This window comes from Amycolatopsis sp. NPDC051903, from assembly GCF_044452505.1.
In the GTDB taxonomy this organism is placed as follows: Bacteria; Actinomycetota; Actinomycetes; order Mycobacteriales; family Pseudonocardiaceae; genus Amycolatopsis.
In genome coordinates, this window is the sequence record NZ_JBITBT010000006.1 from 339,560 (window position 1) to 365,459 (window position 25,900).

Sequence of the window (25,900 nt, forward strand, 5' to 3'; positions counted from 1 at the left end):
GGCTCATTCGAACGTCCACTCTAGGCTTCGTCGCCGAAGCTGGCCTTGCCCGGTCCGTCGCGCAGGAACGACGCCATGCCCGTGTCGCGGTCGGCCGTCGCGAACAGGCCCGCGATCAGTGACCGCTCCAGTGCGAGGCCGGCGGCGATCGGTGAGTCCAGCCCGTGGTCCACGGCCTCCTTCACGGCCTGGATCGCGAAGCGCGGCCCGGCCGCGAGCTCCTGCGCGTACTCGAGCGCGGCCGCGAGAGGATCCGCCGCGACCCGGTCGACGAGGCCCAGCGAGAGCGCTTCTCCAGCGCGCACCCGCCGCCCGGTCATCAACAGCTCCTTCGCGCGCGACGGGCCGATCAGCCGCGCGAGCCGTTGCGTGCCGCCGGAGCCGGGGATGATGCCGAGCAGCACCTCCGGCTGGCCGAGCACCGCGGATTCCGCTGCGACGCGGTAGTCGGCGGTGAGCGCGAGTTCCAGTCCGCCGCCGAGCGCGTAACCGTTGATCGCCGCGACGACGGGCATCGGCAGTTCGGCGAACCGCGTGAACGCCTTCTGCAGCGCGCGGTTCCAGCCGAGCACCTCCTCGAACGAGAACCCCGCCAGCTGCTTGATGTCCGCGCCCGCGGCGAACACCTCCTCCCCGCCGTAGAGCACCACGGCGTGGACATCGGAAGCGTCGGCCAGCGAAGCCGCCGCGTCCTCCAGCGCGCGCCGCATCTCCGTGTCGAACGCGTTGAGGGGCGGGTGGTCCAGGCGGACCGTCGCGACCCGGCCGGTGGTTTCGACGTGTAGCCGTTCCGTCATCACTGAAGCTCCTCACCTCACCCGGTCCGGGCTTGTCAGGCCGCGATCAGGGTCCTACAGTGCTTCCCATCACGGTTTCTTAGACCGATTGGTACACGAAACTCGGCAGCGGCACAACACACCGGAGTGATGGCCCATGGACGCAGTCGAATCATCCGTCCCCGAAGGACTTTCGGTAGCCCGGGAAGCGGTCACCGACGAGGACCTCAAGGCACTCGGCGTGAACCTCGAACGGGATTTCCCCGGTTCCACCGCAGCGGACTTCCGCCGCTACCCGGTGCTCTCGGAAGGCGGCTGGTTCACCGTCGTCAAGCACCAGAAAACGCTCGAATCGGTGAGCCGTGAAACGGGCCCGTTGCTCGGTCCGATCGTCCTCACCTCCGACGGCCTCGACGTTTACTGACCACGAATCACCGAAAGGCGGGTAGTTCCATGATCGGAGTAGACGTCGGCGGCACGTTCACGGACGTGGTGGCGATCGCCGATGGCGAGATCAAGACCGTCAAGGTCGCCACGGACGTGCGCACCACCGAACGCGGTGTGCTGCGCGGTGCCGAAGAGGTCGGCGTGGCCGACTCCGCGGTGTTCAACCACGCGAGCACCCACGGTCTCAACGCGATCATCACGCGCCGGCTGCCGAAGATCGCGTTCCTGACCACGCTGGGACACCGGGACATCCTCGACATCGGCCGCACCTGGCGCCCGGTCGAAGGCCTGACGAACCCGGCGTGGCGCCGTTCCTACGGCGACGCGAACCGCCCGCTCGTGCCGCGGTACCTCCGGCGCGGCATCCGCGAGCGGCTGACCGCCGACGGCGGCATCCTGATCCAGCTCGACGAGGACCACGCGCGCGAAGAGCTCGCGGTGCTGCGCAAGTGCGGCGTCGAGGGCGTCGCCATCTGCCTCATCAACGCGTACGTGAACAACCACCACGAAGAGCGCCTGCGCCAGCTCGTGCACGAAGAGCTCGGCGACGTCCCGGTGTCGATCTCGAGCGAAGTCTCCCCGCTGGCCAAGGAGTTCGCGCGCGCGTCCACCACGGTCATCGACGTCTTCATGCGCCTGACCTACGACGCCTACACCCGGCGCCTCGACACCGGCCTGCGCGAGCTCGGCTTCGAAGGCGACCTCAACTTCGCCGACTGCGCCGCGCAGCTCGTGCGCTCCGACGTCGCCATGGAACACCCGTTCCGCATCGTCTTCGCCGGCCCCGCCGCGGGCACCGTGTCCAGCGCGCACTTCGGCGGCCTGATCGGCGCCGGCAACCTGCTGTGCGCCGACGTCGGCGGCACCTCGTGCGACATCAGCATGGTCACCGACGGCAAGCCGTTCGTGAACACCACGTTCGAGCTCGAACACGACCTGATCGTGAACGCGCTGTCCAACGAGGTTTCCAGCATCGGCGCCGGCGGCGGCAGCCTCGTGACGATCAACGCGGCGGGTGAGCTCAAGGTCGGCCCGGGCAGCGCGGGCGCCGACCCCGGCCCGGCCTGCTACGGGCTCGGCGGTACGCAGCCGACGACCACCGACACGTGCCTGCTGATGGGCGTCATCGACCCCGACGGGTTCGCCGGCGGCCGCATGAAGCTCAACCCGGACCTCTCCCGGCAGGCCTTCGAGGCGCTCGATTCGAAGCTGTCGTTCGAGCAGCGCGTGAGCTACGCCTTCAACATCGGTGTCAACAACATCGCCGAAGGCGTCGTGAACATCGCCATCCAGCACGGTGTCGATCCGCGCGACTACAGCCTCGTCGCCTACGGCGCGGCCGGCCCGATGCTGCTGCCCGCGGTGCTGGATCTCGTGCACGCGGCCGAGGTCATCGTGCCGCCGCACCCGGGCCTGTTCTCCGCGCTGGGGCTCGTGAGCTCCGACCTGGTCTACGCCGACAGCCGCAGCGCCTACACGCTGCTCACCGCCGAGGCGGCCGAGCAGGTCGACAAGGTGTACCACTCCATGGAGGAGCGGCTGCGCGAACGGCTGCAGGAGAAGGACCGCGACGGCATCGAGTTCGTCCGCAGCTTCGACGGCCGCCTCGCCGGCCAGACGTGGGAAACGCCGTTCATCGGCGTGCCCGCGGGCACGATCGACGCCGAAGCGGTGGCCACGATGGTCGCGAACTTCCACGAGGCCTACGCCGAGCGCTCCGGCAACAAGTTCGAGGCGCTGCCCGTGCAGGGCGTCACCTACCGCGTCCAGGCCGTCGCGAAGGCCGACAAGGTCGAGTACCCGAAGGTGCCCGAGCGCGCCGCGGGCGAGACCTTGCAGCCCACGCGCACGCTGCAGATCCGGTACCTCACCGAAGACGTGCTCCAGGCCGGCGAGTACCAGCGCGCCGACCTGCGCGTCGGCGACCAGGTGCCCGGACCCGCGGTCATCCGCGAACCGCTGTCCACCACGTTCCTCGTCCCGGGTCAGGTCGCGACCGTCGGGACCTACGGCGAGCTGCGCATCCGGAAGGCGTGAACCATGACCTCTCTGAAGGACCTCGACGACGCCCAGTTCGCCGAACTGTACGGCGCCGACCGCTTCACCGCGTCGGTGCTGTCGAGCCGCATGCGCTACATCGTGCAGCACATGTGCACGGGGCTGCTGAACAACGCGTTCTCGCTCATCCTCCGCGACTGGTACGACTTCGCCGCGACGATCTCCGGTCCGCCGGAGCAGAACTACCCGATGTCGTCGGTGAGCAACAGCCTCGCGATGTTCCTCGGCACGATGTCGGAAGCCGTGCGCAACACGATCGAGGAGTACGGCCCGGAGAACCTCGAGCCGGGTGACGTGGTGATCTGCAACGACCCGTACCGCGCGGGCAACCACGTGAACGACATCTGCTTCATCCGCCCGGTGTTCCACGAGGGCAAGCTGGTCTCGCTCGTCACGCTGCGCGCGCACCAGCTCGACATGGGCGGCGTGATCCCGGCGGGCTTCTCCGGCACCAAGCGCAACGTGTACGAAAACGGTCTCGTGATCGCGCCGATGCTGTTGTACCGCAACAACAAGCCGGTCAAGTCGGCGTTCAACCTGATCTTCGACAACGCGCGCTTCTGCGCGCTGCTGCTGCCGGACATCAAGACGATCTACCAGAACCTGCTGCTGGGCGAGAAGCTGATCCTGGAGAGCGTGCAGCGCTACGGGGTCGAGGCCTACCTCGGTGCGATCCGCTACTCCACGGACGTTTCGGCCGAATCCATGCGCAGCGCGCTGGCCGAGCTGCCCGACGGCGTGTACGAAGCCGAAGAGGGCATCGACTGCGACGGCGTCGACGACACCGTCGAGTACAAGATCCGGCTGAAGATCACCAAAGCCGCCGACCGGATGGAACTCGATTTCTCGGGCACGTCACCGCAGGCGCGCACGAGCATCAACGCCGGCATCCTCGACACGAAGACGGCCGTCGGTGTCGCGCTGAAGTTCCTCATCGACCCGGCGACGCCGTTCACCTCCGGCGCGTACCGGCCGATCGACATCGTGCTGCCGGCCGGCACGTTCATCAGCGCGACGCCACCGGACGGCGCGGTGTTCCTCTACTGGGAAAGCACCGGGCCCGTGCTGCTCGCGGTGTTCCGGGCGCTGGAGAAGGCGCTGGGCCGCAAGGCCGTCGGCGGCGACTACGGTTCGCTGAACATCCACAACGCCAACGGCGTGCTCGCCGACGGCACCCCGTGGGTCACCACCGCGCAGTGCGGCGGGGAGCACGGACCGTGGGGCGCGACGGAGGCGGGCGACGCCGACAGCTACTCCGTGGTGTACCAGGCCAACAACCTGGACCCGGCCACCGAGGCCATCGAGTCCGAGCTGCCGGCCGTGGTGCTGCGCAAGGAGTACTCGCCCGACAGCGGCGGCGCGGGCCAGAACCGCGGTGGCGCGGCGGTGCTCAAGGACACGCTGTACCTCACCGACGCGGAGCACTGGTCGAGCCCGCTGCACACGAAATCGGCCAGCGGGGTGGGCGTGTACGGCGGTGAAGCCGGAGCCCTCGGGGCGACGTGGGTGTTCCACCCGGACTACAAGAACGTCACGAAGGACAAGGACCTCATCGGCACCGAGCCCGAGGTCTACGCCGCCGCGACACCGGTCGCCGGGATGCTGAACCCGGAGACCAAGACCGTCGACCCGGCCGGCGAGTACTTCTACTTCGCCAGCACGCCGGTGTGGCACACCAAGCCCAACGCGGTGTTCCGCTACCTCACCAACGGCGGCGGGGGCTGGGGTTCGCCGCTGCAGCGCGATCCCGAACGCGTGTGCCGCGACGTGCGCGACGAGTACGTGACCATCGACGGCGCGTACCGCCACTACGGCGTGGTGATCACCGGCGACCCGCACGGCGACCCGGAGAACCTGAAGATCGACCACGACGCCACCGCCAAGCGCCGCGCCGAGCTGGCCGCGAAGTAGGAGGATCCCTTGTCGGAGAACGGAACCGACGTCGACCGGCAGAACGAGCTGCGTGCGGCTTTCCTCGAGGAGCGCGGGTACTGGAACACGTTCTGGGAGGGGCTGCTGGGCCTCGACCCGGATTTCTTCGAGGCGTACCTGAACTTCTCGGCGGTGCCGTGGCGCAAGGGCGTGCTGGAGCCGAAGGTCAAGGAACTGATCTACACGGCGATCGACGCGTCCACCACGCACCTGTACGAACCCGGGCTGCGCCAGCACATCCGCAACGCCCTCGGCTACGGGGCCACCAAGGAGGAGATCATGGAGGTGCTGGAGCTCACGAGCGTGCTCGGGATCCACACCTGCACCCTCGGGGTCCCCGTGCTGATGGAGGAACTGGCGGCCCACGAGCAGAAGACGGCGTGACAGCCGGCGTGCTCGACCCGCGCGGCCCGGCTTCCCTGGCCGGGTCGCGCGCGGTCGTGACGGGTGCGGCGCGCGGCATCGGCAGCCGGATCGCGGTCGAGCTCGCGCTCGCCGGGGCTCACGTCACGGTGCTCGACGCCCGCGACCCGGCTGCGACCGTCGCCGAGATCACGGCGGCCGGCGGGTCCGCCGCCGGCCTGACCGTGGACGTCACCGACCGCACCGCCGTCGCCTCGGCCATGGCCGAGGCGGCGGGCCCGGGCGAGCGCCTCGACGTGCTCGTCACGTGTGCGGCGATCTACGGCGACACAATGGCGCTCGACGAGCTGCCGGAGTCCGAAGTGGACGCCGTGCTCGGCGTGAACGTCAAGGGCACCCTGTGGTGCATCGGCGGCGCGCTGCCGTTCCTGCGCGGGCACGACGCGCGGGTGGTGTGCATCGGCTCGGTGGCGGGCAAGGTCGGCGGCGTGCTCGCCGGCCCGCACTACGTGGCGAGCAAGGGCGCGGTCCACGCGGTGGTGAAGTGGCTGGCCAAGACCGAAGCGCGCAACGGGATCGTCGCCAACGCCGTGGCCCCCGGCGTGGTCGACACGGACATGATCAAGGGCAAGGGGTACTCCGACGACTACAACCCGCTCGGCCGCCTCGCGCGGCCGGAGGAGATCGCACGCGTGGCGGCCTTCCTGGCCTCGCCCGCGGCGAGCTACATGACGGGTGCGGTCGTCGACGTCAACGGGGGCTACGCGATGGGCTGAGCGCCCTGGGAGAAGGAGGTCCGCTGTGGACGGAACAGGGTGCGCGGTCGTCACGGGCGCCGGGTCGGGGATCGGCCGGGCCTGCGCGCTGCGCCTGGCCGAGGACCGCCGGCCGCTGGTGCTGCTCGACGCCGACGGTGCGGCGGCCGAACGCACGGCCAAGGAGATCGACGGACCGGCGGCGGCGTTCGCGGTCGACGTCACCGGCGAAGAAGCCGTGACCGGCGCGATCACGCAGGCCGCGGAACGGTTCGGGCCGCCGAAGGTGCTCGTGAACGCGGCCGGCATCATCATCCGCAAGAAGCTGCTGGAGTCCACGGTGGACGAATGGCGGCGTGTGCTGGACGTGAACCTCACCGGCTACTTCATCCTGCTCAAGCAGGTGATCCCGCTGATGGCCGCGGGCGGTGGCGGCTCGATCGTGCAGATCGCGTCGATCGCCGGGCACACCGGGTACGGCTTCTCGTCCTACACCGCGGCGAAGGGCGGCGTGCTGGCGCTCACGAAGCAACTGGCCGCCGAGCTCGCGCCCGACGGGATCCGCATCAACTCCGTGAGCCCCGGCGTCGTCCACAGCGGACTGAACCGCGACACGCTGGGCAACGAGCACATCCGCGCGGCCACGGTGGCCAACACGCCGCTGGGCCGGATCGGCGAACCGGACGACATCGCGCGCGTCGTGGCGTTCCTCGCCGGGCCGGGCGCCGACTACGTCACGGGCACCGACCTGGTCGCCGACGGCGGCATGATCAGCACCATCCACTGGGGTGCCGCCGGGGGCGAGCTGCACAGCTTCCACGCGCAGGAGCGCTGATGTCGAACTTCGCCACGATCCTCGACCACAACACCGGCCGGTACCCGGACAAGGTCGTGCTCAGCCAGGGGCCGCGGACGCTGACGAACCGCGAGCTGCTCACCCGCGTCGACGCGCTCGCGTCCGGGGTCACCGAGCTGGGCATCGGCCGCGGCGACGTCGTCGCTCTGCTGCTGTACAACCACCTCGAGTTCCTCGAAGCGGTGTTCGCCGTGAACCGGATCGGGGCGGCGTTCCTGCCGCTCAACTACCGGCTCTCCCCCGAGGAGTGGCGCTACATCCTCGACCACTCGGGCGCGGTGGCGCTGCTGACCGAGCCGGAGTTCCAGTCCGCTGTGGACGGTCTCACCCTGCCGGGGCTCAAGCAGCGGCTGTTGCTCGGCGGGCGCGCCTCAGGCTGGACCCCTTACGAGGACGTGGTTTACGCGCACCTCGGCCGATCCGTCGAGCCGGTTGCGGCCGGAGCTGCCGACCTGCAACGGCTGATGTACACGTCCGGGACGACGTCGCGGCCGAAGGGCGTGCAGATCACCCACGGCAACCTGGTGTGGAAGAACCTGGGCCATCTCGTGGAGTTCGGCCTCACCGCCGAGGACACGACGCTGGTGTGCGGTCCGCTCTACCACGTCGGCGGGTTCGACCTGCCGGGTGTCGGGACGCTGCACGCGGGCGGTTCGCTGATCGTGCTGCGGAAGTTCGACGCGGCCGAGGTCGTCGACACGATCGAACGCGAGCGGCCCACCAACATCTGGCTCGCGCCGTCGATGATGAACGCGATCCTGCAGCTGCCCGACATCCTGGAGCGCGACACGTCGTCGATCCGGTTCATCATCGGCGGCGGCGAGAAGATGCCGGTGCCGCTCGTGGAGAAGATCCTCGCGGCGTTCCCGGGCGCGTGGTTCTCCGACGCGTACGGGCTGACCGAGACCGTCTCCGGCGACACCTTCAACGACGCGGAGCACATGCTCACGAAGGTCGGCTCCGTCGGACGGCCGGTGGTGCACCTGGAAGTGCGCATCGTCGACGAATCGGGCGCGCCGGTGCCGGCCGGGGTGCTCGGCGAGATCGCGCTGCGCGGCCCGAAGGTGAGCACCGGCTACTGGCGCGACGAGGAGGCCACCGCCAAGGCGTTCCGCGCCGGCTGGTTCCACACGGGCGACGTCGGGCGCCTCGACGAGGACGGTTACCTCTACGTCGAGGACCGCAAGAAGGACATGATCGTGTCCGGCGGCGAGAACATCGCGACGCCCGAGGTGGAGCGCGTGCTCTACGAGCACCCGGACGTCGTCGAAGCCGCGGTGGTCGGCACGAGCCACCCGCGGTGGGGTGAGGTGCCGCAGGCGTTCGTCGTCCTCCGTCCGGGCGCCGCGCGCGACCGCGACGCGCTGGTAGCGTTCTGCCGGGATCGGCTGGCGAAGTTCAAGGTGCCCGCCGACCTGGTGTTCCTCGACGAACTGCCGAGGACACCGTCGGGCAAGGTGCTGAAGAGGAACCTGCGCGGATGAACGAGTTCGACCTGACGGGCAAGGTCGCCTGGGTGACGGGCGCGGGCAAGGGCCTCGGCCGCGCGATCGCGGTGGCGCTCGCGTCGGCCGGCGCGACGCTCGCCGTGACGTCGCGGACCGAGGCGGATCTGAAGTCGCTGGCCGAGGAGGTCGGCGACGCGCTGGTGCTGCCGGGTTCCGTGGCGGAACCGTCCTTTGCGGACGGCGCGGTGGCGCGGATCGTCGAAGAGCTGGGCCGCGTCGATGTCGCCGTGACCGCAGCCGGCATCAGCCCGACGTTCCGTCGCAGCGAACAGGGCAGCGACGACGACTGGGCGAACGTCCTGGACGTCAACCTGTCCGGCACGTACTACTGCGCCCGCGCCGCCGGACGCCAGATGCTGGAGCAGGGTGCGGGATCGATCATCACGGTGTCGTCGGTGCACGCGCGGTCGGGCTTCGACCGCATCGCCGCGTACGCCGCGAGCAAGGGCGGCGTCGAAGCGCTGTCGCGCGTGCTCGCGGTGGAGTGGGCGCCGCGCGGGGTCCGGGTGAACGTGCTGGCGCCCGGTTACTTCCACACCGACCTGTCCGAAGGGCTCGTCACGAGCCGGTGGGGCGAGCGGATCCTGGCGAACATCCCGCAGAACCGCGTCGCGGCGCCACCGGAACTCGGTGGTGCGGCCGTGTACCTCGCTTCGGACGCGTCGACGTACACGACCGGCTCGACGCTCACCGTCGACGGGGGCTGGACGGCCTAGCTGTTGCGGGTCAAGATGCTTACCCAATGGTGAGTACCGCAGAAAATAGTGGGTACTTCCCAGCCCGCGGGTCCTTGCCCAGCATGGACGCATGCCAACAACATCCACACCCCAAGACGCGATCGCCTCCGAGGGCCCCGCACGCAGCTACGAGAGCCTGCGCGCGGTTGACCGGAAGGCCGGTGGTGTCGCGTGAGCGCCTCGCCGGTCACCCTGATCGGCCTGGGCCCCATGGGCCAGGCGATGGTCCACTCACTGCTGCGCGCGGGACACCCGGTCACGGTGTGGAACCGCACCGCTCAGCGCGCTGAAGGTGTGGTCGCCGCCGGGGCACAGCTCGCGGCCACCCCGGCCGAGGCCGTGTCAGCCGGCGATCTGATCATCCTCAGCCTGACTGACTATCAGGCGATGTGGGACGTGCTCGGCGACGCCACCGCCTCGCTCGCAGGACGAACACTCGTCAACCTCAGCTCGGACACACCGGACAGGACCCGCGAGGCGTCTCAGTGGGCTGCCGCGCACGGTGCCGCGTTCGTGGCCGGTGGCGTGATGGTGCCCGCTCCGTTGGTCGGCACCGAGTTCGCCCACGTGTACTACAGCGGCGACCAACGGGGCTTTGACGCTCACCGTGACGCCCTCGCCCGCATCGGGGAGCCACGATTCCTGGGTGCCGATCCCGGCCGCGCTCAGCTGGTGTACCAGGCCAATCTCGACATCTTCTTGACCACGCTGGCCGGCTTCGCCCACGCCACCGCCCTGGTCGGCTCCGCCGGCATCACCGCCGAGACGTTCCTGCCCGAGGCCGTGCACCTGTTCAGGGCGATCCCCGACCTGATCGCCCCCGACGGCATTGCCGCTCTCGGCGGTCGCATCGACGCCGGCGACCATCCCGGCGAGGGCAGTACCACCACCATGATGGGGGCAACGGCCGAGCACATCGTCGCCACCGCCGAGTCGGCCGGCATCGACGCCGAGCTTCCTCGGGCGGTGCAAGCGCTCTACCGCCGCGCCATCGACGACGGACACGGCAGCGACGGCTGGACCCGAACCATCGACGTTGCCCGAACCCCCGCGGCACGAGCATGAGCGCTGCCCCACGGGAATGCTCCACTTGTCGTGACACCAGCCCCAAGGCGCGTGGCACCCGAGCCGGAGGCCCTCGTGTCTGACCGTAACGCCCGGACCACGTTCCTGGGGGGTTGCTGATCGTCCAACGTCACCACGCGGGATGGCCCCAAGCCCACATCGCCGCCGCGATGGGCATCTCCCGTGAATGCGTGAAGACCTGGCTCGAGCGCTACGCCACCGAAGGCGAACCCGGGCTGCGGGACCGATCCTCACGCCCACACACCTCGCCCCGGCAAACCTCCAGCGAGCTCGAACAACAGACCATCACCTTGCGACAGCGTGAACGCCGTGGCCCGGCCTGGCTGGGCCACGAACTCGGTGTCCCGACACGGACGGTGTCACGGGTGCTGGCGCGCCACCAGATCCCGCGGCTGGCTGCGCCGGACCCGATCACCGGACTGGTGATCCGGGCCAGCATGACCACGGCCGTGCGCTATGCGCGGGACCGACCCGGCGAGCTGGTCCACAGGGACGTCACAAAGATCGGCCGCAGCCCCGACGGCGGCGGCTGGCGAGCACCTGGCCGCGTGCACCGGGAAGCCACCCGACCGGGGTTCGATCCGGTCGACTACCGCGGCCGCAACGTCGTCGAACGACGGTTCACCCTGCTCAAGCAATGGCGGGGCCTGGCCACCCGCGTCGACAAGCCGGCCATCGCCTACCGCTCCGCCGTACTGCTCCACTTGTGGTGACACCAGTCCCGAGGCTCGTGGCCGACGGCCCTCGTCCACCTAGCGGCCCGGCGCGATCGCGGTGGTTTCCGGTTCCGGTGCGAGCACGAACTCCTCGCGGCGGAACACGCCTTCCCGGAAGAAGACCCGCCGCGCGGCCGGCCGGCGGCCGCGGGCGGTGACCACGAGGTCCACGAACTGCTCAGGCAGCCCGCCGACGGCGAACGCGCCGTCGGCGTCCGTTCGCGTGCGCACCAGTTGCCGGCCGCGGCCGTCGGTGACCGTCAGGTTCGCGCCGGCGACGCGGTCGCCGGTGGTCGAGCGCACGGTGCCGATCAGCATCGGTGTGAGCTCGCCGAAGTGGTGCTCGCGGGGCGGCAGCGCGGTGGGGATCGGCATTTCGATCGACGGGTCCTCCACCGGCGGGCCGTCGCCGGCGGCGGTCTGGCGCCGCACCCACACCGCGTGGCCGACGTTCAGCGCGGTGCCGAGGGCGAACCACGCGCCGAGCACGACGACGGGTCCGGCGACCCCGGCGCCGTGGAAGTAGCCGATCCCGCGCACGGCGTCGATCAGGTTCCCCATCGGCAGGATCGGGTGCAGGGCCCGGAAGAACGCGGGTTCCAGCAGGTACGGCATCGCGCCGCTGCTGGAGGCCACGCTGAGGATGATGAACAGCACCACCGCGACGCCGGGGAAGAACTGTTTGAAGATCGGCACGAGTCCTTGTGAGGTCAGGGAAATCACGAGGCAGAACAGGAAGGCCACGGCCATCACCGCCGGGGCGTCGGGGACCACGTCCATGCTGCGCGCGATGAAATAGCCCGCCACGGCGAGGAAGGCGTCCCAGCCGATGAGCGTCAGCACCTTGCCGCGGCGGGTGAGCCCGACGGCGCGCAGCAGCATCATCACGGCGAAGTAGCTGGGGAACGCCCACGCGAGCACGAGGTAGAACAGCCCGTTGCCCGTGGCGTCACCGGGTGCGGTCGGCGCGAGGTCGGTCACGGTGAGCCCGCGCGCCGCCTGCGGGGTGAACGCCTGGGTGAGCACCGTTTCGAGCGGGACGCCGTTGGCCTTCGCGACGTACAGCACGGGGTGGGTCGCGTCGGCCACGAAGGCGGCTGTCACCGAGCGGTCGAGCACGCTGCGGCGGGCCGCGTCCGCGCCGGGCGCCACCCGCACGTCGAACCCGGCCGGGCTGACCTGGTCCAGCGCGGCTTGCACACGCGTCGCGGCCGCCGGATCGGCCACGGCCACCGGCACGTGGTGCGGCTGCGGGTGGTGGAACGCGATCAGGTAGACGACCGCGAATCCAGCGAACAGGACAACGCAGAACCACAGGTTCTCCGCGAGCGTGCGGACGAGGGACGGTTTCGCCGCGGGCTGATCAGCCATGGTCGCAGGCTAAACTTGCAGCACTGCAAATTTGCAGTAGTGTAACGAACATGACAGAGCCCGGGCTCCGGGAGCGCAAGAAGGAAGCCACCCGGCAGGCGATCCGGGCGGCGGCGGTCGTGCTCTACCGCGAACGTGGTCCGCAGGCGGTGACCGTCGACGACATCTGTGCGCGGGCCGGCGTCTCCTCCCGCACCTTCTTCAACTACTTCGACAGCAAGGAAGAAGCGGTCCTGTCACTGGCGTTGACGCCCGACGGGGTCGGGGCCGGCCTCGCCGCGCGGCCGGCGGGGGAAGCCCCGCTGGCGAGTCTGCGGGCGGTGTTCACGCAGCGGTTCGAGCAGGTCGAGAACGATTCGACGGTCCAGGAGCGGGCGCTGCTGCTGCGCGAGCACCCCGACCTGTGGGCGCGGCTGGCGCAGACGAGCCGGTTCGTGGAAGAAGCGGCGGCCGAGGCGATCGCCGAGCGGATCGGCCGCCCCGTGGACGACGTGTACGTCCGGATGACCGTGCTGGCCGCGTTCGCCGCGACCCGGACCGCGTTCACCTGCTGGCACCCGGGCCGCGGGCCGGGGTTGGTGGCGCTGGTCAACCGGGCGATGGACGTGCTGGCGGCGGGGCTCGAACCGCCGCGATCCTGAGGTCCCTTGTGGACGGTTCCGTCCATCGTGGACACGCGATCAGCCGACGGTGAAATCGACCCCCGTCAGCTCCTCCGACCGGGTCCACAGCTTCGCCGCGATCGCCGGATCCCGGTCGGCCTTGACGGCGGTCTTGGGCACCGGCTTGCCGGCGCCGCCGCGGGCGGGCCCGTAGAACTGGCCACCGCGGGCCTCCGGGTCCACGGCGGCGCGGACGGCGGGCCAGGCACCGCGGTCCTTGCCTTGCGTGATGGGCGCTGCGAGGCGGAGCCAGGCCTTCGGCTCGGTGATGTGCTCGCGGCGCGGGCTCGCGCGATCGAGGCTGAAGCCGGGGTGGGCCAGGACGCACTCGACCTTCGACCCGGCCGCGCGCAGCCGCCGGTCGAGCTCGAACCCGAAGGACTGCACGGCGTGCTTGGAGTTCGCGTACGCGCGCGACTCGGAGTACTTGCGCTCGGTGAGCAGATCGTCGAGCGCGAACGGCGCCAGCCGCGTGATGAGGCTGCCCATCGGGACGAGCCGGGCGTTGGACGCGGTGAGGGCCGGCATCGCGAGTGCGGTGAGCGCGAAGTGCCCGAGGTGGTTCGTGCCCACCGCCAGCTCGAAGCCCTGTTTCGTGGTGTGGCGCGTGCGGCCGGGGGAGGTGGAGCCGGCGTTCTCGATCAGGGCGTCGACCCGGCCGCGGGTGCCGAGTTCACCCGCGGCTTCCCGCACCGAATCGAGGTCCGCCAGGTCGAGCCGGATCGTGCTGACGTCGGCGCTTCCGGTGTGGCGCTTGATCGTTTCGACGGCGTTGCGCAGCCGCTCCGCGTTGCGCCCCAGGACGATCACGTGCGCGCCGGCCCCGGCGAGCTGCTCGGAGATGAAGTAGCCGATCCCCGCGCTCCCACCGGTGACGGCGTACGTGCGGCCGCCGAGGTCGGGCAGCTGTTCGGGATTCCAGGACACGTTCGCTCCTCGGGCTCGGACCGAAGCCCAGCCTAGCCCCGGGTCGCCGGACCGCCGGCCTGAACGTTCGGCAGGCCTTGGGGCGGGCGCGGATGCTGAGAACTCAAGGTGTCCGGCATCCGGGCGGCGCCGGGATCGCAGCCAGGCGTTCCCCGGGCCCGCGGAACTCTTCGGCTCGGCGTCAGCCGATCAGCTGGGCGATCGTGGCGGCGATCGGCGTGGTCGGACGGCCGAGGAGCTTGCTCAGGTGGCCCGGGGTGCCGGCGAGGCGGCCGCGGCCGATGGCGACGTCGACGTCGGCCAGGATGGTCGCCATGAGGGCCGGGACGCCGGCGGCGGTGAGGGCGGCTTCGTACTCCGCGCCGGGGACCGTGCGGTGCTCGACCGGGCGGCCGCCGGCGGCGGCGAGGGCTTCGGCGTACTCGCCGTAGGTCCAGGCGTGGTCACCGCTGAGTTCGTAGGCGACGCCGAGGTGACCGTCGGTGCGGAGGACCTCGGCGGCGGCCTTCGCGTAGTCCTCGCGGGGCGCGGTGGCGATGCGGGCGCCGGCCGGGACGCTGTTGACGACGGCGCCGCGGGCGAGCGCGCCGGCGGGGTCCGGCACGGCGAGCTCGGTGTACCAGTTGTTGCGCAGCAACGTGTACGGCAGCCCGGAGGCGAGCACGAGCTCCTCGGTGGCGCGGTGGTCGTCGGCGAGCAGGAAGTCGGCGTCCGGCCCGCCGAAGACGCCGGTGTACGCGAGCTGTGCGACGTCGGCGGCCTTCGCGGCGTCGATCACCGCGGCGTGCTGCCCGACGCGGTGGCCCGGTTCCGTGCCCGACACCAGCAGTACCCGGTCGCCGGCGCCGAACGCGCCGGCGAGCGTCTCCGGGCGGTCGTAGTCGCCGGTGTGCACGCGAACGCCCAGGCCAGCCGCCTTCTCGGCGCTGCGCGCGACGGCCGTGATCTCCTTCGCGGGCACCCCGGTGGCGAGGAGGTCGGCGATGACGAGGCGGCCCAGCTGCCCGGTCGCGCCGGTGATGACGATGCTCATGATCTTCCTTCGAGGTGGTCGGTGTGCTTCCGACAGTCACCCTAAGAGAGTCACTTTCTCATCGTAAGTACCCACTTTGAAGTAAGGTACTGGTGTGGCCGTAACCGAAGAGGACGCGCTGCCCGAGGCGCCCAACGTCAACCGCGCGACCTGCCCGTCGCGTGGCGTGCTCGAACACGTGACGAGTCGCTGGGGGCTGCTGGTCCTCGCCTCACTGCTGGACCGGTCGTTCCGGTTCAGCGAGCTGCGCCGCGAGATCGGCGGCGTGAGCGAGAAGATGCTGGCCCAGACCCTGCAGACGCTCGAGCGCGACGGCTTCGTGCACCGCGACGCGAAGCCGGTCATCCCGCCGCGCGTCGACTACTCGCTCACGGCGCTGGGGCGCGAGGCGGCTGAACAGGTCTGGGCCCTGGCGCACTGGGTCGAGCGCAAGCTGCCGGCCGTCGTCGAGGCGCGCGGCAGCTACGACGAGGCGCACCGGGCCTGATCGCGGCTCAGCCGGCCGGCGGGGTGCTCGTCGTCGTGGTGGTGCTCGACGTGGTCGTGCTCGTGCTCGACGAGTCCGTGCCGCTGTTCGACGAGTTGGCCGACGTCGTGGTCGACGTCGTCGTGCTGGACGGCGGCGGGGTCGTCGGCGTGCTGGTGTCGCCCTGCGACGGGCTCGACGATTCCGGCGGCGACGAGCTGCCGGACGTCGGCGGGAGCTGGCTCGTGGACGTGGTGCCGGGGCTGGTCGGCGTGGTCGAGGGGCTGCCCGAGCTCGAACCGGGCGCGGTGGAGCTCAACGGCAGCTGCGTCGGGGAGCCCGGCGGGGTGACGATCGGCGCCGCCGGGGGAGCCACGTCGCCGAGCGGGCTGCCGGCAGCGGCCGCGACGGCGTCGGGGCCGGGCGGAACGCCGATGGGCACGTGGCTGTCGGGCAGGCTCGACACGCCGCCGCGGTAGGCGGCCGCGTACGCCATCACCGTGTCCACATAGGACTGCGAGTTGTTGTAGCGGCGCACGGCCACGCGCTGCATCTGGTCCGTGGACAGGTCGAGCCCGCCGGAGCACAGGTAGCGGGCGGTGGCGAGGGTTTCGTCGTAGATGTTGTCCGGGTCGGACACGCCGTCACCGTTGCCGTCGGACGCGTAACCCCGCCACGTGCCCGGGATGAACTGCGTCGCGCCGACCGCGCGGTCCCACACGGGGTCGCCGTCGTACTTGCCGCCGTCGGTGTCGGGGATCGCGGCGAACGAACCCGACCCGTCGAGCACCGGGCCGAGGATGGGTTCGAGCGTGTTGCCCTCCGCATCGACGAAACCACCGCGGGCGTGGTTGGACTCGATGCGCCCGATGGCGGCGATGAGCGCCCAGTCGAGGTGGCAGCCGGGCTGTTCGCGGGCCATGATGTCGGCTGCGTTCTTGTACGCCTTGAGCATGCTGGCGGGAATCCCGAGCGGCCCGGACGGCGTCGCCGACCCGAGTCCGAGGGCGAAGCCCGGCACGGTGAGCGGCTGCGGCGTGGGCGGCTGCGGCAGGCTGCCGTCCACGGCGAGCGGCGGCAGCACCAAGTTCGGCGGCAGCCACGGCATCGCGGCCGGCAGTTGCTGCTGCGCGTCGGCGGCGGGAGCGGGATTGGCGAGCGGCGTCGGCAGTCCCGACGCGGCTACCGTCGGCAACACGACGAGCGCGCCTCCTGCGAGGGCTGCCACCGTGCCGCGCCGGACCGACCGCGAGCCTGGCCGGTGTTTCGCCATCGTGAGTCCCCGTTCCCCTCGACCCTGCTTCGTTCGTCAAGCTAGCTGATGCGGGTGCTTTTTTGTGAGGGGGCGAGTGAAATCTGTCCGAGACAGAGAAGTCTTGTACATCCGGCCTAAATCTTTGGTTGGTCGACTGTCCATTTTCACCGGGGTTTGACGGGGTCAGCGCCGTTTTCCCGGTGTTGCGCCAAATGGAGTAGCCGTGAAAAACACCGGGCCAGCGGATCTTCACGGTAGGCACCGAAAGCGGGGATGGGTTCGTACCCTTCCCGCTGGTAGAACCGGATCGCTTCCGGTTGGCGCAGCCCGGTTTCCAGTACCAGCCTGGTGATGCCGCGCGCTGTGGCGTGATCTTCCAGTGCCCGCAGCAACGCGGTGGAAACGCCGGTGCCGCGAGAGGTCGGGACCACGTACATGCGCTTGATCTCCGCTTCGCCCGGTCCGAGAAAACGCAGGCCACCGCACCCGAGCGCGACGCCGGCGCGGCGGGCGACGAGGAAAACGGACATCGAGGCCGCAGTCGGTGGTTCGCCCGCTTCGTGATCGCCGGTCCCGTAACGGGCGTCCAGTTCCGCTCGTTGTGCCGCGCGCAGTGCGGTGGCATCGGGTGCGTCCCAGTCTTCCTGTCCGATCTCGATCACCGGTACCCCCTTTTCGGAACAGGTGTTACGGTAACAGATGTTCCGGAACGGAGGCCGCGATGCCGAAACCACGCGACGTCGACGCCCAGCGCGCGCTGCTGTCGGGGGCCGTGTGGCAGGTCCTGGCGGCCGACGGCTTGCCCGGGCTCACGGTGCGGGCCGTCGCCGAGCGGGCGGGTTGCACGACCGGGCTGGTGATGCACGCGTTCCCGACGAAGCGCGCGTTGCTGCTGCACGCACGCGACCTGCTGCACCAGCGCACGGCCGAGCGCGCCGACGCCACCGAGTCCGCCGGGGGCCCGCCCGCGGCCGTTCTGCGGGACGTGCTCGGCCACGCCGTCACCCTCACCCCCGAGGCGGCGGACGAGGCGCGCGTCTGGGTCGGGTTCCTCGCCGCCGCGCTGGCGGATCCGGAGCTGGCCGCGCGGCACCGCGCGCACAACCGCTCCTTCGTCGCCCGCCTGACGCGGCTCGTGGGCGCCTGCCGGCCCCGCTGGTCCCACGCCCGCCGCGAACGCACCGCGAAACGCCTGGTCGCGCTCGTCGAGGGCCTCAACGCGCTGACCGCCGCCGACCCGGACACGTACCCGCCGGCCACCCACCGCGAGGCCGTCAACACGGCGGTGCGGGAACTCGAAGGCTGATCCCTCAGGCGGCGGGGCGGTCGAAGGCGCCCGCGGCCTGGCTCGCCCATCGCCGCTTGGGGTCGGCTGCCTCGGCGTGAGCCCTGTCTCCAAGGCCGCCGCCGGGGTTCGAAGGCAGCCGGCCCGCTGAAGCGCGAGCTCCGCGCGTTGCCGGTGAAGGCTGCCCCCTCAGGCGGCCGGGCCGAAGCGCCGCCGGTACTCCGACGGGCTCAGGCCCGTGTGTTTGCGCAGCTGGGCCCGGAGGTTGGCGGCCGTGCCGAAGCCGCTGTCGGTGGCGACGCGGTCGAGACGCAGTTCGCCGCGTTCGAGGAGGCGGCAGGCGAGCGCGGTGCGTTCCGCGGTGAGCCACGCGAGCGGCGTCGTGCCGAGTTCGGTGCGGAAGCGGCGGTGCAAGGTCGCCGCGCTGGTCGCCGCGCGGGCCGCCAGGTCGGCGACGGTCAGCGGCCGGCCCAGGTTCGTGCGGGCCCACTCCAGCACGGGTGCCAGCGACGCGTCGGGCACGACCGGCACCGGGCGTTCCACGAACTGCTGCTGCCCGCCGTCGCGGTGGCCGGGGAACACCAGGCGGCGGCTGACGGCGTTGGCGATCTCCGCTCCGTGGTCGCGGGCGATCACGTACAGCCCGAGGTCGAGCGCCGCCGCGCTGCCGGCGGCGGTGAGGACGGTGCCCGCGTCGACGAACAGGACATCGGGTTCCAGCTGCACGTCGGGGTAGCGCGTGGTGAACTCCGCCGCCCAGCGCCAGTGGGTCGTCGCGCGGCGGCCGGCCAGCACACCCGCCTCGGCGAGCGTGAACGCGCCCGTGCAGAAGCTCATCAACCGCGCCCCGCGCGCGGCGGCCCGGCGGATCGCGGCGAGCACCGCGGGGTCCGCCGGCACGTGCGGGTCCGGCCGGTTCGGGACGATCACGGTGTCCGCCGCGTCGACCGCCTCGAGGCCCGCGACGCCGGACAGCGTGAACATCCCCAGGTGCATGCCGACGCGCTCGTGCGGCGCGGCCAGGGAGAACTCGTACCACGGCCGCCCCAGCTCCGGCCGGCGCAGGCCGAACAGCTCGGTGGCCACACCCATTTCGAACGGGTTCGAGCCGCCGTCCACGACCATCACCACGCGGTGCGAGGATCCTTGCGACATGTGCTATTCCTAGCACTCCCGCACCGCCGCGGACCAGACGACGATCGACGGTATGACCAACCCCATCGCCCTGGACTCCGCGCTCGCCGGCTTCGACGCCGTGTGGAGCCCGCGCATCGTCGCGAACGTCAACGACTACGACATCCGCCTCGCCCGCTTCGGCGGCGAGCACGTGTGGCACGTCCACGAGGACACCGACGAGTTCTTCCTCGTCCTCGACGGCGAGATCGAGATCGGGCTGCGCGAGCCCGCCGGCGAGCACGTGGTCACCGTCGCGCGCGGTTCGGTGTTCGTGGTGCCGCGCGGGACGTTCCACAAACCGTCGTCGAAGGGCGGTGCGGTCGTGCTGCTGGTCGAGCCTTCGGGCACGCTCTCGGTCGGCGACGAGCACGACGAGGTCCCCGGCCACGTGGACGTGACCGTCGGCCACCGCGTCGAAACCGCCTGATCAGCGCCGCCAACTGCTGAGTTTCAGACTGAGACGGCGTACGCTGCGCACCATGAAACGGACTTCGTTCGCGCAGTGGCCGTGCTCGATCGCGCGGACCATGGACCTGCTCGGCGACTGGTGGACGCCGCTCGTGCTGCGCGACGCGTTCTACGGCGAAACGCGCTTCGACGAGTTCCAGCGGGCGCTCGGCATCGCGCGCAACACCCTCGCCGACCGGCTGCGGCGGCTGGTCGACGAGGGGCTGCTGGAGAAGGTCGCGTACCAGACCGAGCCGGTGCGCTACGACTACGTGCTCACGGACAAGGGCAAGGACTTCTGGAGCGTGCTCGCCGCCATGACGGCGTGGGGGGACCGCTGGCTCTCCACCGAAGCCGGTCCGCCCATCACGACGCACCACGAGGCGTGCGGTCACGACACCCACGCCGAGGTCGTCTGCGCGCACTGCGGCGAACCCCTCACCGCCGAGGACACCCGCATGCGCCGCGGCCCCGGCTTCCCCGAGCGCATCGCCCGTCGCCCCGACGTCGAGGCCCGGTTCGCGAAGCAGGAGGCGCCGCGCTGACGGGCTGCTCGCGTTGACAATCAGGGTCTAGTTACGAAACTATCGTGGTCAGAGGCACCTTGACGGTCGACGCTGAGGAGGCGCACCACGATGGAGTGGACCGGCGCGCGGTACGCGGACAAGCCCACGGCCGAGGCGACCACGTGGATCGACGGCGATCCCGAAGTGGTCTGGCCGTTCGTGGCCGACGTGCGGCTCATGCCCGAGCTGAGCGACGAGCTGCAGCGCGTCGAGTGGGCCGGTGGCGCGTCCGGGCCGCGGGTCGGCGGCAGCTTCGTCGGGTACAGCAAGCACGAAGCGCTCGGTGAGTGGTCGACGACGTCGTTCATCGTCGAATGCGAGGAACCGCGCGTGTTCGCGTGGGCGGTGGCCGATCCGGAGGCGCCGACGGCGACGTGGCGCTTCACGCTCGCGCCCGAGAACGGCGGCACGCGGCTCACGCAGTGGATGCAGATGGGTCCGGCGCGTTCGGGGCTGTCGCTGGCGATCGACCGCATGCCGGACAAGGAGCAGAAGATCGTCTTCGTTCGCATGCGCGAGTTCGAGAACGCGATGACCGCGACCGTCGCGGCGATCAAGGACCGGGTCGAGGCGGCGCGGTGATGCGCACGGCGACCACGGTCGAGGGTTCCGCCGGCTGGCCGCAGACGCTGGAGTTCGTGCTGGAGGCCGAAAAGCTCGGCCTCGACGTGTGCTGGGTCGCCGAGGCGTGGGGGTCTGACGCGCCGTCGGTGCTCGGGTTCCTCGCCGGGCGCACGACGCGGCTGCAGCTCGGCTCCGGGATCATGCAGGTCGGCGTTCGCACGCCCGTCGCGGTCGCGCAGGCGGCGCTCACGCTAGCCGACATGTCCGGCGGCCGGTTTTCGCTGGGCCTCGGCCCGTCCGGTCCGCAGGTGATCGAGGGGCTGCACGGCGTGCCGTTCGCGAAGCCGCTGACCCGGTTGCGCGAGACGGTGCAGATCGTGCGCAGTGCGTTCGCCGGTGAGAAGATTTCCTTCTCCGGCAAGGCTTTCGACATCCCGCTGCCCGGCGAAGCCCGCCCGATGCGGTTGTCGGCCAAACCCAACGAGGACATCCCGATCTACCTCGCGACCCTCTCGCCGAAGATGCTCGAGCTCACCGGCGAACTCGCCGACGGCTGGCTCGGCACCAGCTTCGTGCCCGAAGGCGCCGACGCGTACTTCAGCCACCTCGACGCGGGTCTCGCGAAGTCCGGCCGGGTGCGCAAGGACCTCGACGTGTGCCAGGGCGCGGAAGTCGCGTTCGCCGCCGACGAGGACGAGCTGCGCACCATGGTGGGCAGCCGCAAGAAGGAGCTCGCTTTTTCCTTGGGTGGCATGGGTTCCGCCTCCACCAACTACTACAACGACGCCTACAGCCGGCAGGGCTGGGCCGAGGTCGCCGCCGAAGTCCGCGACCGCTGGCAGTCCGGCGACCGCGACGGCGCCGCCGCGCTCGTCACCGACGAAATGGTCCTCGGCACCACACTGATCGGCACGGAGGCGATGGTGCGCGAACGGCTGCGCGTCTGGCGCGACGCCGGCGTCGACACCGTCCGCCTCTACCCGGCCGGCGACACCCTCGACGCCCGCCTCACCACGCTCGGGCGGGCGCTCGACCTCGTGCGGGAGGTGGGCTGATGGCTGGGTGGCACAGCACGGCGTGCAGCCTCTGCTACCTCAACTGCGGGCTGGAAGTTCAGCTCGACGGCCGCCGCATCACCCGCGTCCGAGGCGACAAGGCCCACCCGCGTTCGGGCGGGTACCTGTGCCAGAAGGCGCAGCGCCTGACGTGGTACGGCGACCACGTCGACCGGCTGACCACCCCGTTGCGCCGTCGCGCCGACGGCACGCACGAGCCGGTCAGCTGGGAGACGGCGCTGGCGGAGATCGCCGCGAAGCTGCGCGAAGTGCGCGACGCCGACACTGCAGCCGGCCGGCCGGGTTCCTTCGGTTACGTCGGCGGCGGCGGGCAGGGCAACCACTCCGGCGGCGCGTACGGCACGTCGCTCATGAAGTGGATGAACGCCGACCGCCACTTCAACGCGCTGTCGCGGGAGAAGACCGGCGACTTCTGGGTCAACGGCGCCCTGTTCGGGTCCTCGGCCGTGCACACCGCGGAGGACGTGGAGCACTGCGACCTCCTCGTGGTCCTGGGGTGCAACCCCTGGCAGGCCCACGGGTTCAGCAACGCACGCCACGCGCTCAACACGATCAAGAACGACCCCGGCCGCCGGATGATCGTGATCGACCCGCGGCGCACGGAGACCGCGGAGATCTCCGACCTGCACCTGCCGCTGCGGCCGGGCACCGACGCGTTCCTGCTCGGCGCCATCCTCGCGCTGATCCTCGAGCGGGGCGGGGTGGACACCGCGTTCGTGGCCGCGCGCACCGAAGGGTTCGACGAGGTCGCCGCTGCGCTCGCGAAGGTCCCGGTCGACGAGTGGCTCGCGCACGCGGAGGTGGCGCGGGAAGACGTCGAACGCGCGGTGGACCTGATCCTCGCGGCGAAAGCGATGACGGTGCGCGTCGAGCTGGGCATCCAGCAGGGGCGCCACTCCACGCTCAACAGCTACCTCGAGAAGCTGCTGTACCTGCTCACCGGGAACTTCGGCCGGACCGGCACGAACAACCTCCACTCGTGGCTGATGCCGCTGTGGGGCGGGTCGACCGGGCGGCGTTCGGAGCTCACCGGCTTCGAGTACATCGGCGGTCTGCTGCCGGCCAACACGATGGCCGAGGAGGTGCTGAGCGAGCACGACCACCGCGTGCGCGTGCTGTGGGTCGAGTCGTCGAACCCGGCCAACACGTTCGCCGGCACGCACGACGTCGAGCGCGCGATCCGCGCGGCCGAGCTGTCGGTGGTGGTCGACGTCGCGTACACGGAGACCGCGGCGCTGGCCGACTACGTGCTGCCCGCCGCGTCGCAGCACGAGAAGTGGGAGTACACGCTCTTCACCTTCGAATGGCCGACGAACTACTTCCAGCTCCGGCGCCCGTTGTTCGACCCGTTGCCCGGCACGCTCGTGGAAGCCGAGATCTACACGCGGCTGTTCGCGCAGCTCGGTGTGCTCCCGTCGGCTGAGGCACTGGCCGCCGTCGCGCAGGCGCCGCGGGCCGAACTGCAGGCGCGGCTGAAGGAGCTCGTGGCGCAGCTGCCCGAACGGGCCGCGCTCCTGCCGGTGCTGCTGTACCGGACGCTGGGCGCGACGTTGCCGGACGGCGCCGCGGCTATTGCCCCGCTGTGGGCCGGTGCGCACCGCGCCGCCGCGACCATGCCCGTCGCCGTCCAGCGGGCGCTCGGCACGACGGCTTCGGGACCGGCGCTGGGCGAGGGGCTGTTCGACCGGATCCTGGCGAGCCCCAGCGGCACCCCGTTCTCCACGCACACCCAGGACGAGATCTGGACGCTCCTGCGCCGCGACCGCGTCCAGCTGGCGGTGCCGGCGCTGCTGGACTGGCTCGGCGAGCTCGATCCCGCCGCGGAACGGCCGGATCCGGCGTTCCCGCTGTCGCTCGTCAACGGGCAGCGCCGCGCCCACAACGCCAACCAGATCCTGCGCGATCCGCGCTGGCGCCGGACCGACCCGGACGGCGCGCTGCGCGCCCGGGTGGCGGACCTGGCCGCGATCGGCGCCGAACCCGGCGACTGGGTCGCGGTGGTGACGGCGGCGGGCCGCGTCGTGGTCCGGGCGGAAGCCGACGACACCCTGCGTCCGGGCCAGCTCGCCCTGCCGCACGGCTACGGCATGGCGCACCCGGACGGCCACGGCGAACGCGTCGTGAACGGGCCGCGCATCAACCTGCTCACGTCGTCGGCGGACCGGGACCCGATCGCCGGTACTCCGCACCACAAGGACGTGCCGGCCCGCCTGGAACCGGCGACCGAGGCCGAACGGGCCCGGGCTCAGCGCGACAGCGAACGGGTGGCCGCCGTCCGCGCGTAGCCGCCATTCCGCGTAACCACCTGCCATCGCGGCTGCACCTCGGGGATCATGGGTTGCCCCGAGGGAGGAGCTTCGATGCGCAAGGTCGTGTCCACGGTGTTCGTTTCGCTCGACGGTGTCGTGGAGGCGCCGGACCAGTGGTCGTTGTCGTACTGGACGCCGGAGCTGGAGCGGGCCGTCGGCACCGCCGTGGCCGACGCCGACGCGATGCTGCTGGGCCGCATCACGTACGAGGGCTTCGCCGGGGTGTGGCCCGGCGGGACGAACGCGGACGACCCCGGCGCGGAGTTCCTGAACAGCGTCCGCAAGTACGTCGCGTCGACCACCCTCGCGAGCGCCGGCCGGCACGACACCACGCTGCTGCGGGGTGATCTCGGCGCCGCGATCACGGACCTCAAGAACCAGCCCGGCGGCACGATCATGACCAGCGGCAGCACAACGCTCGTCCGGTGGCTGCTCGCCCACGGCCTCGTCGACGAACTCACGCTCGTGCAGTACCCCGTGGTCGTCGGCGGTGGCCGCCGGTTGTTCCCGCTCGAAGGCCCGCCGCTGGACTTCGCGCTGGCACGCTCGACGGCCTTCGCCAACGGCGTGCTACAGCTGGTCTACCGGCCGGCTAGGGCGTGTCCTGTGAGTGGTTGAGCTGTGGGTCTGGTAGTTGGGCCCGGTGGTTGGTCGGGGTGAGCTGACGGACAAGGCGTGGGCGGTGATCGAGCCATTGCTGCCGGCGCAGCAGGGCGGCGGCCGGCGGTCGCGGGATCACCGTCAGGTGATCAACGCGATCCTGTGGAAACTGCGCACCGGCGCCCCGCGGCGTGACCTGCCTGAACGCTACGGGCCCTGGAAAACTGCGCATGAACGGCTGCGGCTGTGGACCAAGGACGGCACCGGGCACCGGATCCTCGACCGGGTGGTCGTCATAGACGACGCCGTCGGCGACCTCGAATGGGTCGGCTCGGTCGACTCGAGTGTTGTCCGGGCGCACCAGCACTCCGCCGGGGCCCGGAAAAAGGGGGATGCAGCGATGGAATCGAAGCCGTCGCACTCGACGGGAAAGGACTCGGCCGATCCCGCGGCGGACTGAGCACGAAGATCCACCTCGCGGTCGAGGGACGTGGCCTGCCGATACGGATCCTGCTCACCCCGGGCCAGGCAGGAGACAATCCGCAGCTGCTGCCACTGCTGGACGGCATCCGCGTCGCCCACGACGGGCCCGGACGTCCGCGGTGCCGGCCGGAAACGGTGATCGCGGACAAGGCCTACTCGCATCCCTCGACCCGCGAGGCAATGCAGATCCGGCGGATCAGATTCATCAGCCCCGAACGCGACGACCAGATCGCCCCGCGGCAAGCACAAAGGCTCCCGCGGCGGGCGACCACCCGCATTCGACGCCCAGGTCTACAAGCAGCGCAATGTGGTCGAACGCTGCTTCAACCGGCTCACACAGTTCCGTGACCTCGCCACCCGCAACGCCCAACGCGCCGCCTACTACCAAGCCGAACTCACCATCGCCGCCATCATCCTCTGGCTCCGATGACTTACAGGCCGGCCGG

The 25,900-nt window shown here is 70.9% G+C and carries 25 protein-coding genes and 2 pseudogenes; 20 read left to right on the plus strand and 7 right to left on the minus strand.

Going from position 1 to position 25,900, the window contains the following annotated elements:
• Positions 1 to 20: 20 nt before the first annotated feature.
• On the minus strand, positions 21 to 797 hold the full coding sequence (locus ACIA77_RS17950; protein WP_395886987.1) for an enoyl-CoA hydratase/isomerase family protein: 777 nt from the start codon (positions 795 to 797) through the stop codon (positions 21 to 23).
• Between the two features lie 136 nt (positions 798 to 933).
• On the opposite strand from ACIA77_RS17950, the gene ACIA77_RS17955 reads away from it, so the two are divergent.
• From ACIA77_RS17955 to ACIA77_RS18000, 10 genes and pseudogenes are all read left to right on the plus strand, one after another.
• A complete protein-coding gene (locus ACIA77_RS17955; RefSeq protein ID WP_395886988.1) occupies positions 934 to 1,200 on the plus strand; it encodes a hypothetical protein in 267 nt (88 codons plus the stop codon).
• Between the two features lie 29 nt (positions 1,201 to 1,229).
• Positions 1,230 to 3,260 carry a hydantoinase/oxoprolinase family protein gene (locus tag ACIA77_RS17960; RefSeq protein ID WP_395886989.1) on the plus strand — a complete coding sequence of 677 codons (2,031 nt, stop codon included), beginning with the start codon at positions 1,230 to 1,232 and terminating at the stop codon, positions 3,258 to 3,260.
• Between the two features lie 3 nt (positions 3,261 to 3,263).
• Positions 3,264 to 5,192: a hydantoinase B/oxoprolinase family protein gene (locus tag ACIA77_RS17965; protein WP_395886990.1), complete on the plus strand. Its 1,929-nt coding sequence runs from the start codon at positions 3,264 to 3,266 to the stop codon at positions 5,190 to 5,192.
• Positions 5,193 to 5,201: 9 nt separating this feature from the next.
• Entirely contained in the window at positions 5,202 to 5,597 is a 396-nt protein-coding gene (locus ACIA77_RS17970; RefSeq protein ID WP_395886991.1) for a carboxymuconolactone decarboxylase family protein, read from the plus strand.
• Complete coding sequence (locus ACIA77_RS17975) at positions 5,594 to 6,352, plus strand: SDR family NAD(P)-dependent oxidoreductase (RefSeq protein ID WP_395886992.1); 759 nt, start codon at positions 5,594 to 5,596, stop codon at positions 6,350 to 6,352. Before ACIA77_RS17970 ends, ACIA77_RS17975 begins: the two co-directional genes overlap by 4 nt.
• A gap of 25 nt (positions 6,353 to 6,377) precedes the next feature.
• Complete coding sequence (locus tag ACIA77_RS17980) at positions 6,378 to 7,166, plus strand: SDR family NAD(P)-dependent oxidoreductase (RefSeq protein ID WP_395886993.1); 789 nt, start codon at positions 6,378 to 6,380, stop codon at positions 7,164 to 7,166.
• Positions 7,166 to 8,671, plus strand: a complete 1,506-nt coding sequence (locus ACIA77_RS17985; protein ID WP_395886994.1) for a long-chain fatty acid--CoA ligase — start codon at positions 7,166 to 7,168, stop codon at positions 8,669 to 8,671. Before ACIA77_RS17980 ends, ACIA77_RS17985 begins: the two co-directional genes overlap by 1 nt.
• On the plus strand, positions 8,668 to 9,411 hold the full coding sequence (locus tag ACIA77_RS17990; protein ID WP_395886995.1) for an SDR family NAD(P)-dependent oxidoreductase: 744 nt from the start codon (positions 8,668 to 8,670) through the stop codon (positions 9,409 to 9,411). Before ACIA77_RS17985 ends, ACIA77_RS17990 begins: the two co-directional genes overlap by 4 nt.
• Before the next feature lie 192 nt (positions 9,412 to 9,603).
• Positions 9,604 to 10,497, plus strand: a complete 894-nt coding sequence (locus ACIA77_RS17995) for an NAD(P)-dependent oxidoreductase (protein ID WP_395886996.1) — start codon at positions 9,604 to 9,606, stop codon at positions 10,495 to 10,497.
• A 75-nt stretch (positions 10,498 to 10,572) separates the two neighbouring features.
• Positions 10,573 to 11,066 (plus strand): annotated as a pseudogene (locus ACIA77_RS18000) (helix-turn-helix domain-containing protein); the annotation flags it as partial.
• A gap of 204 nt (positions 11,067 to 11,270) precedes the next feature.
• Here the strand turns inward: ACIA77_RS18000 and ACIA77_RS18005 are convergent.
• Positions 11,271 to 12,605 (minus strand): carboxypeptidase regulatory-like domain-containing protein, encoded by a 1,335-nt coding sequence (locus ACIA77_RS18005; RefSeq protein WP_395886997.1) that lies wholly within the window; start codon positions 12,603 to 12,605, stop codon positions 11,271 to 11,273.
• Between the two features lie 50 nt (positions 12,606 to 12,655).
• On the opposite strand from ACIA77_RS18005, the gene ACIA77_RS18010 reads away from it, so the two are divergent.
• Positions 12,656 to 13,246, plus strand: a complete 591-nt coding sequence (locus ACIA77_RS18010) for a TetR/AcrR family transcriptional regulator (RefSeq protein ID WP_395886998.1) — start codon at positions 12,656 to 12,658, stop codon at positions 13,244 to 13,246.
• 39 nt (positions 13,247 to 13,285) lie between these two features.
• Here the strand turns inward: ACIA77_RS18010 and ACIA77_RS18015 are convergent, their stop codons facing one another.
• A complete protein-coding gene (locus ACIA77_RS18015) occupies positions 13,286 to 14,194 on the minus strand; it encodes an SDR family NAD(P)-dependent oxidoreductase (protein WP_395886999.1) in 909 nt (302 codons plus the stop codon).
• Between the two features lie 181 nt (positions 14,195 to 14,375).
• A complete protein-coding gene (locus ACIA77_RS18020; protein ID WP_395887000.1) occupies positions 14,376 to 15,227 on the minus strand; it encodes an NAD(P)H-binding protein in 852 nt (283 codons plus the stop codon).
• Positions 15,228 to 15,321: 94 nt separating this feature from the next.
• Here ACIA77_RS18020 and ACIA77_RS18025 point away from each other — a divergent pair, with 94 nt between their 5' ends.
• On the plus strand, positions 15,322 to 15,714 hold the full coding sequence (locus ACIA77_RS18025; RefSeq protein WP_395887001.1) for a winged helix-turn-helix transcriptional regulator: 393 nt from the start codon (positions 15,322 to 15,324) through the stop codon (positions 15,712 to 15,714).
• Positions 15,715 to 15,721: 7 nt separating this feature from the next.
• On the opposite strand, the gene ACIA77_RS18030 is transcribed toward ACIA77_RS18025, so the two are convergent.
• A complete protein-coding gene (locus ACIA77_RS18030; RefSeq protein ID WP_395887002.1) occupies positions 15,722 to 16,966 on the minus strand; it encodes a lytic transglycosylase domain-containing protein in 1,245 nt (414 codons plus the stop codon).
• Positions 16,967 to 17,112: 146 nt separating this feature from the next.
• On the minus strand, positions 17,113 to 17,610 hold the full coding sequence (locus ACIA77_RS18035) for a GNAT family N-acetyltransferase (protein WP_395887003.1): 498 nt from the start codon (positions 17,608 to 17,610) through the stop codon (positions 17,113 to 17,115).
• Positions 17,611 to 17,669: 59 nt separating this feature from the next.
• On the opposite strand from ACIA77_RS18035, the gene ACIA77_RS18040 reads away from it, so the two are divergent.
• Entirely contained in the window at positions 17,670 to 18,254 is a 585-nt protein-coding gene (locus tag ACIA77_RS18040) for a TetR/AcrR family transcriptional regulator (RefSeq protein ID WP_395887004.1), read from the plus strand.
• A 168-nt stretch (positions 18,255 to 18,422) separates the two neighbouring features.
• Here the strand turns inward: ACIA77_RS18040 and ACIA77_RS18045 are convergent, their stop codons facing one another.
• The gene (locus ACIA77_RS18045) at positions 18,423 to 19,388 is read right to left on the minus strand and encodes a helix-turn-helix domain-containing protein (protein WP_395887005.1); all 966 of its coding nucleotides are present in this window, start codon (positions 19,386 to 19,388) and stop codon (positions 18,423 to 18,425) included.
• Positions 19,389 to 19,440: 52 nt separating this feature from the next.
• Here ACIA77_RS18045 and ACIA77_RS18050 point away from each other — a divergent pair, with 52 nt between their 5' ends.
• The 7 genes and pseudogenes from ACIA77_RS18050 to ACIA77_RS18080 all read left to right on the plus strand — a co-directional run bounded on the left by ACIA77_RS18050 (position 19,441) and on the right by ACIA77_RS18080 (position 25,884).
• Complete coding sequence (locus ACIA77_RS18050; RefSeq protein WP_395887006.1) at positions 19,441 to 19,836, plus strand: cupin domain-containing protein; 396 nt, start codon at positions 19,441 to 19,443, stop codon at positions 19,834 to 19,836.
• Positions 19,837 to 19,888: 52 nt separating this feature from the next.
• Positions 19,889 to 20,401 (plus strand): winged helix-turn-helix transcriptional regulator, encoded by a 513-nt coding sequence (locus ACIA77_RS18055; RefSeq protein WP_395887007.1) that lies wholly within the window; start codon positions 19,889 to 19,891, stop codon positions 20,399 to 20,401.
• Positions 20,402 to 20,491: 90 nt separating this feature from the next.
• Positions 20,492 to 21,004: an SRPBCC family protein gene (locus ACIA77_RS18060; protein WP_395887008.1), complete on the plus strand. Its 513-nt coding sequence runs from the start codon at positions 20,492 to 20,494 to the stop codon at positions 21,002 to 21,004.
• A complete protein-coding gene (locus tag ACIA77_RS18065) occupies positions 21,004 to 22,041 on the plus strand; it encodes an LLM class flavin-dependent oxidoreductase (protein WP_395887009.1) in 1,038 nt (345 codons plus the stop codon). The genes ACIA77_RS18060 and ACIA77_RS18065 overlap by 1 nt, the downstream gene beginning before the upstream one ends.
• A complete protein-coding gene (locus tag ACIA77_RS18070) occupies positions 22,041 to 24,347 on the plus strand; it encodes a molybdopterin-dependent oxidoreductase (protein WP_395887010.1) in 2,307 nt (768 codons plus the stop codon). The genes ACIA77_RS18065 and ACIA77_RS18070 overlap by 1 nt, the downstream gene beginning before the upstream one ends.
• A 75-nt stretch (positions 24,348 to 24,422) precedes the next feature.
• On the plus strand, positions 24,423 to 24,989 hold the full coding sequence (locus tag ACIA77_RS18075; protein WP_395887011.1) for a dihydrofolate reductase family protein: 567 nt from the start codon (positions 24,423 to 24,425) through the stop codon (positions 24,987 to 24,989).
• A gap of 25 nt (positions 24,990 to 25,014) precedes the next feature.
• Positions 25,015 to 25,884: pseudogene (locus ACIA77_RS18080) on the plus strand (IS5 family transposase).
• The last annotated feature ends 16 nt before the right edge of the window (positions 25,885 to 25,900 follow it).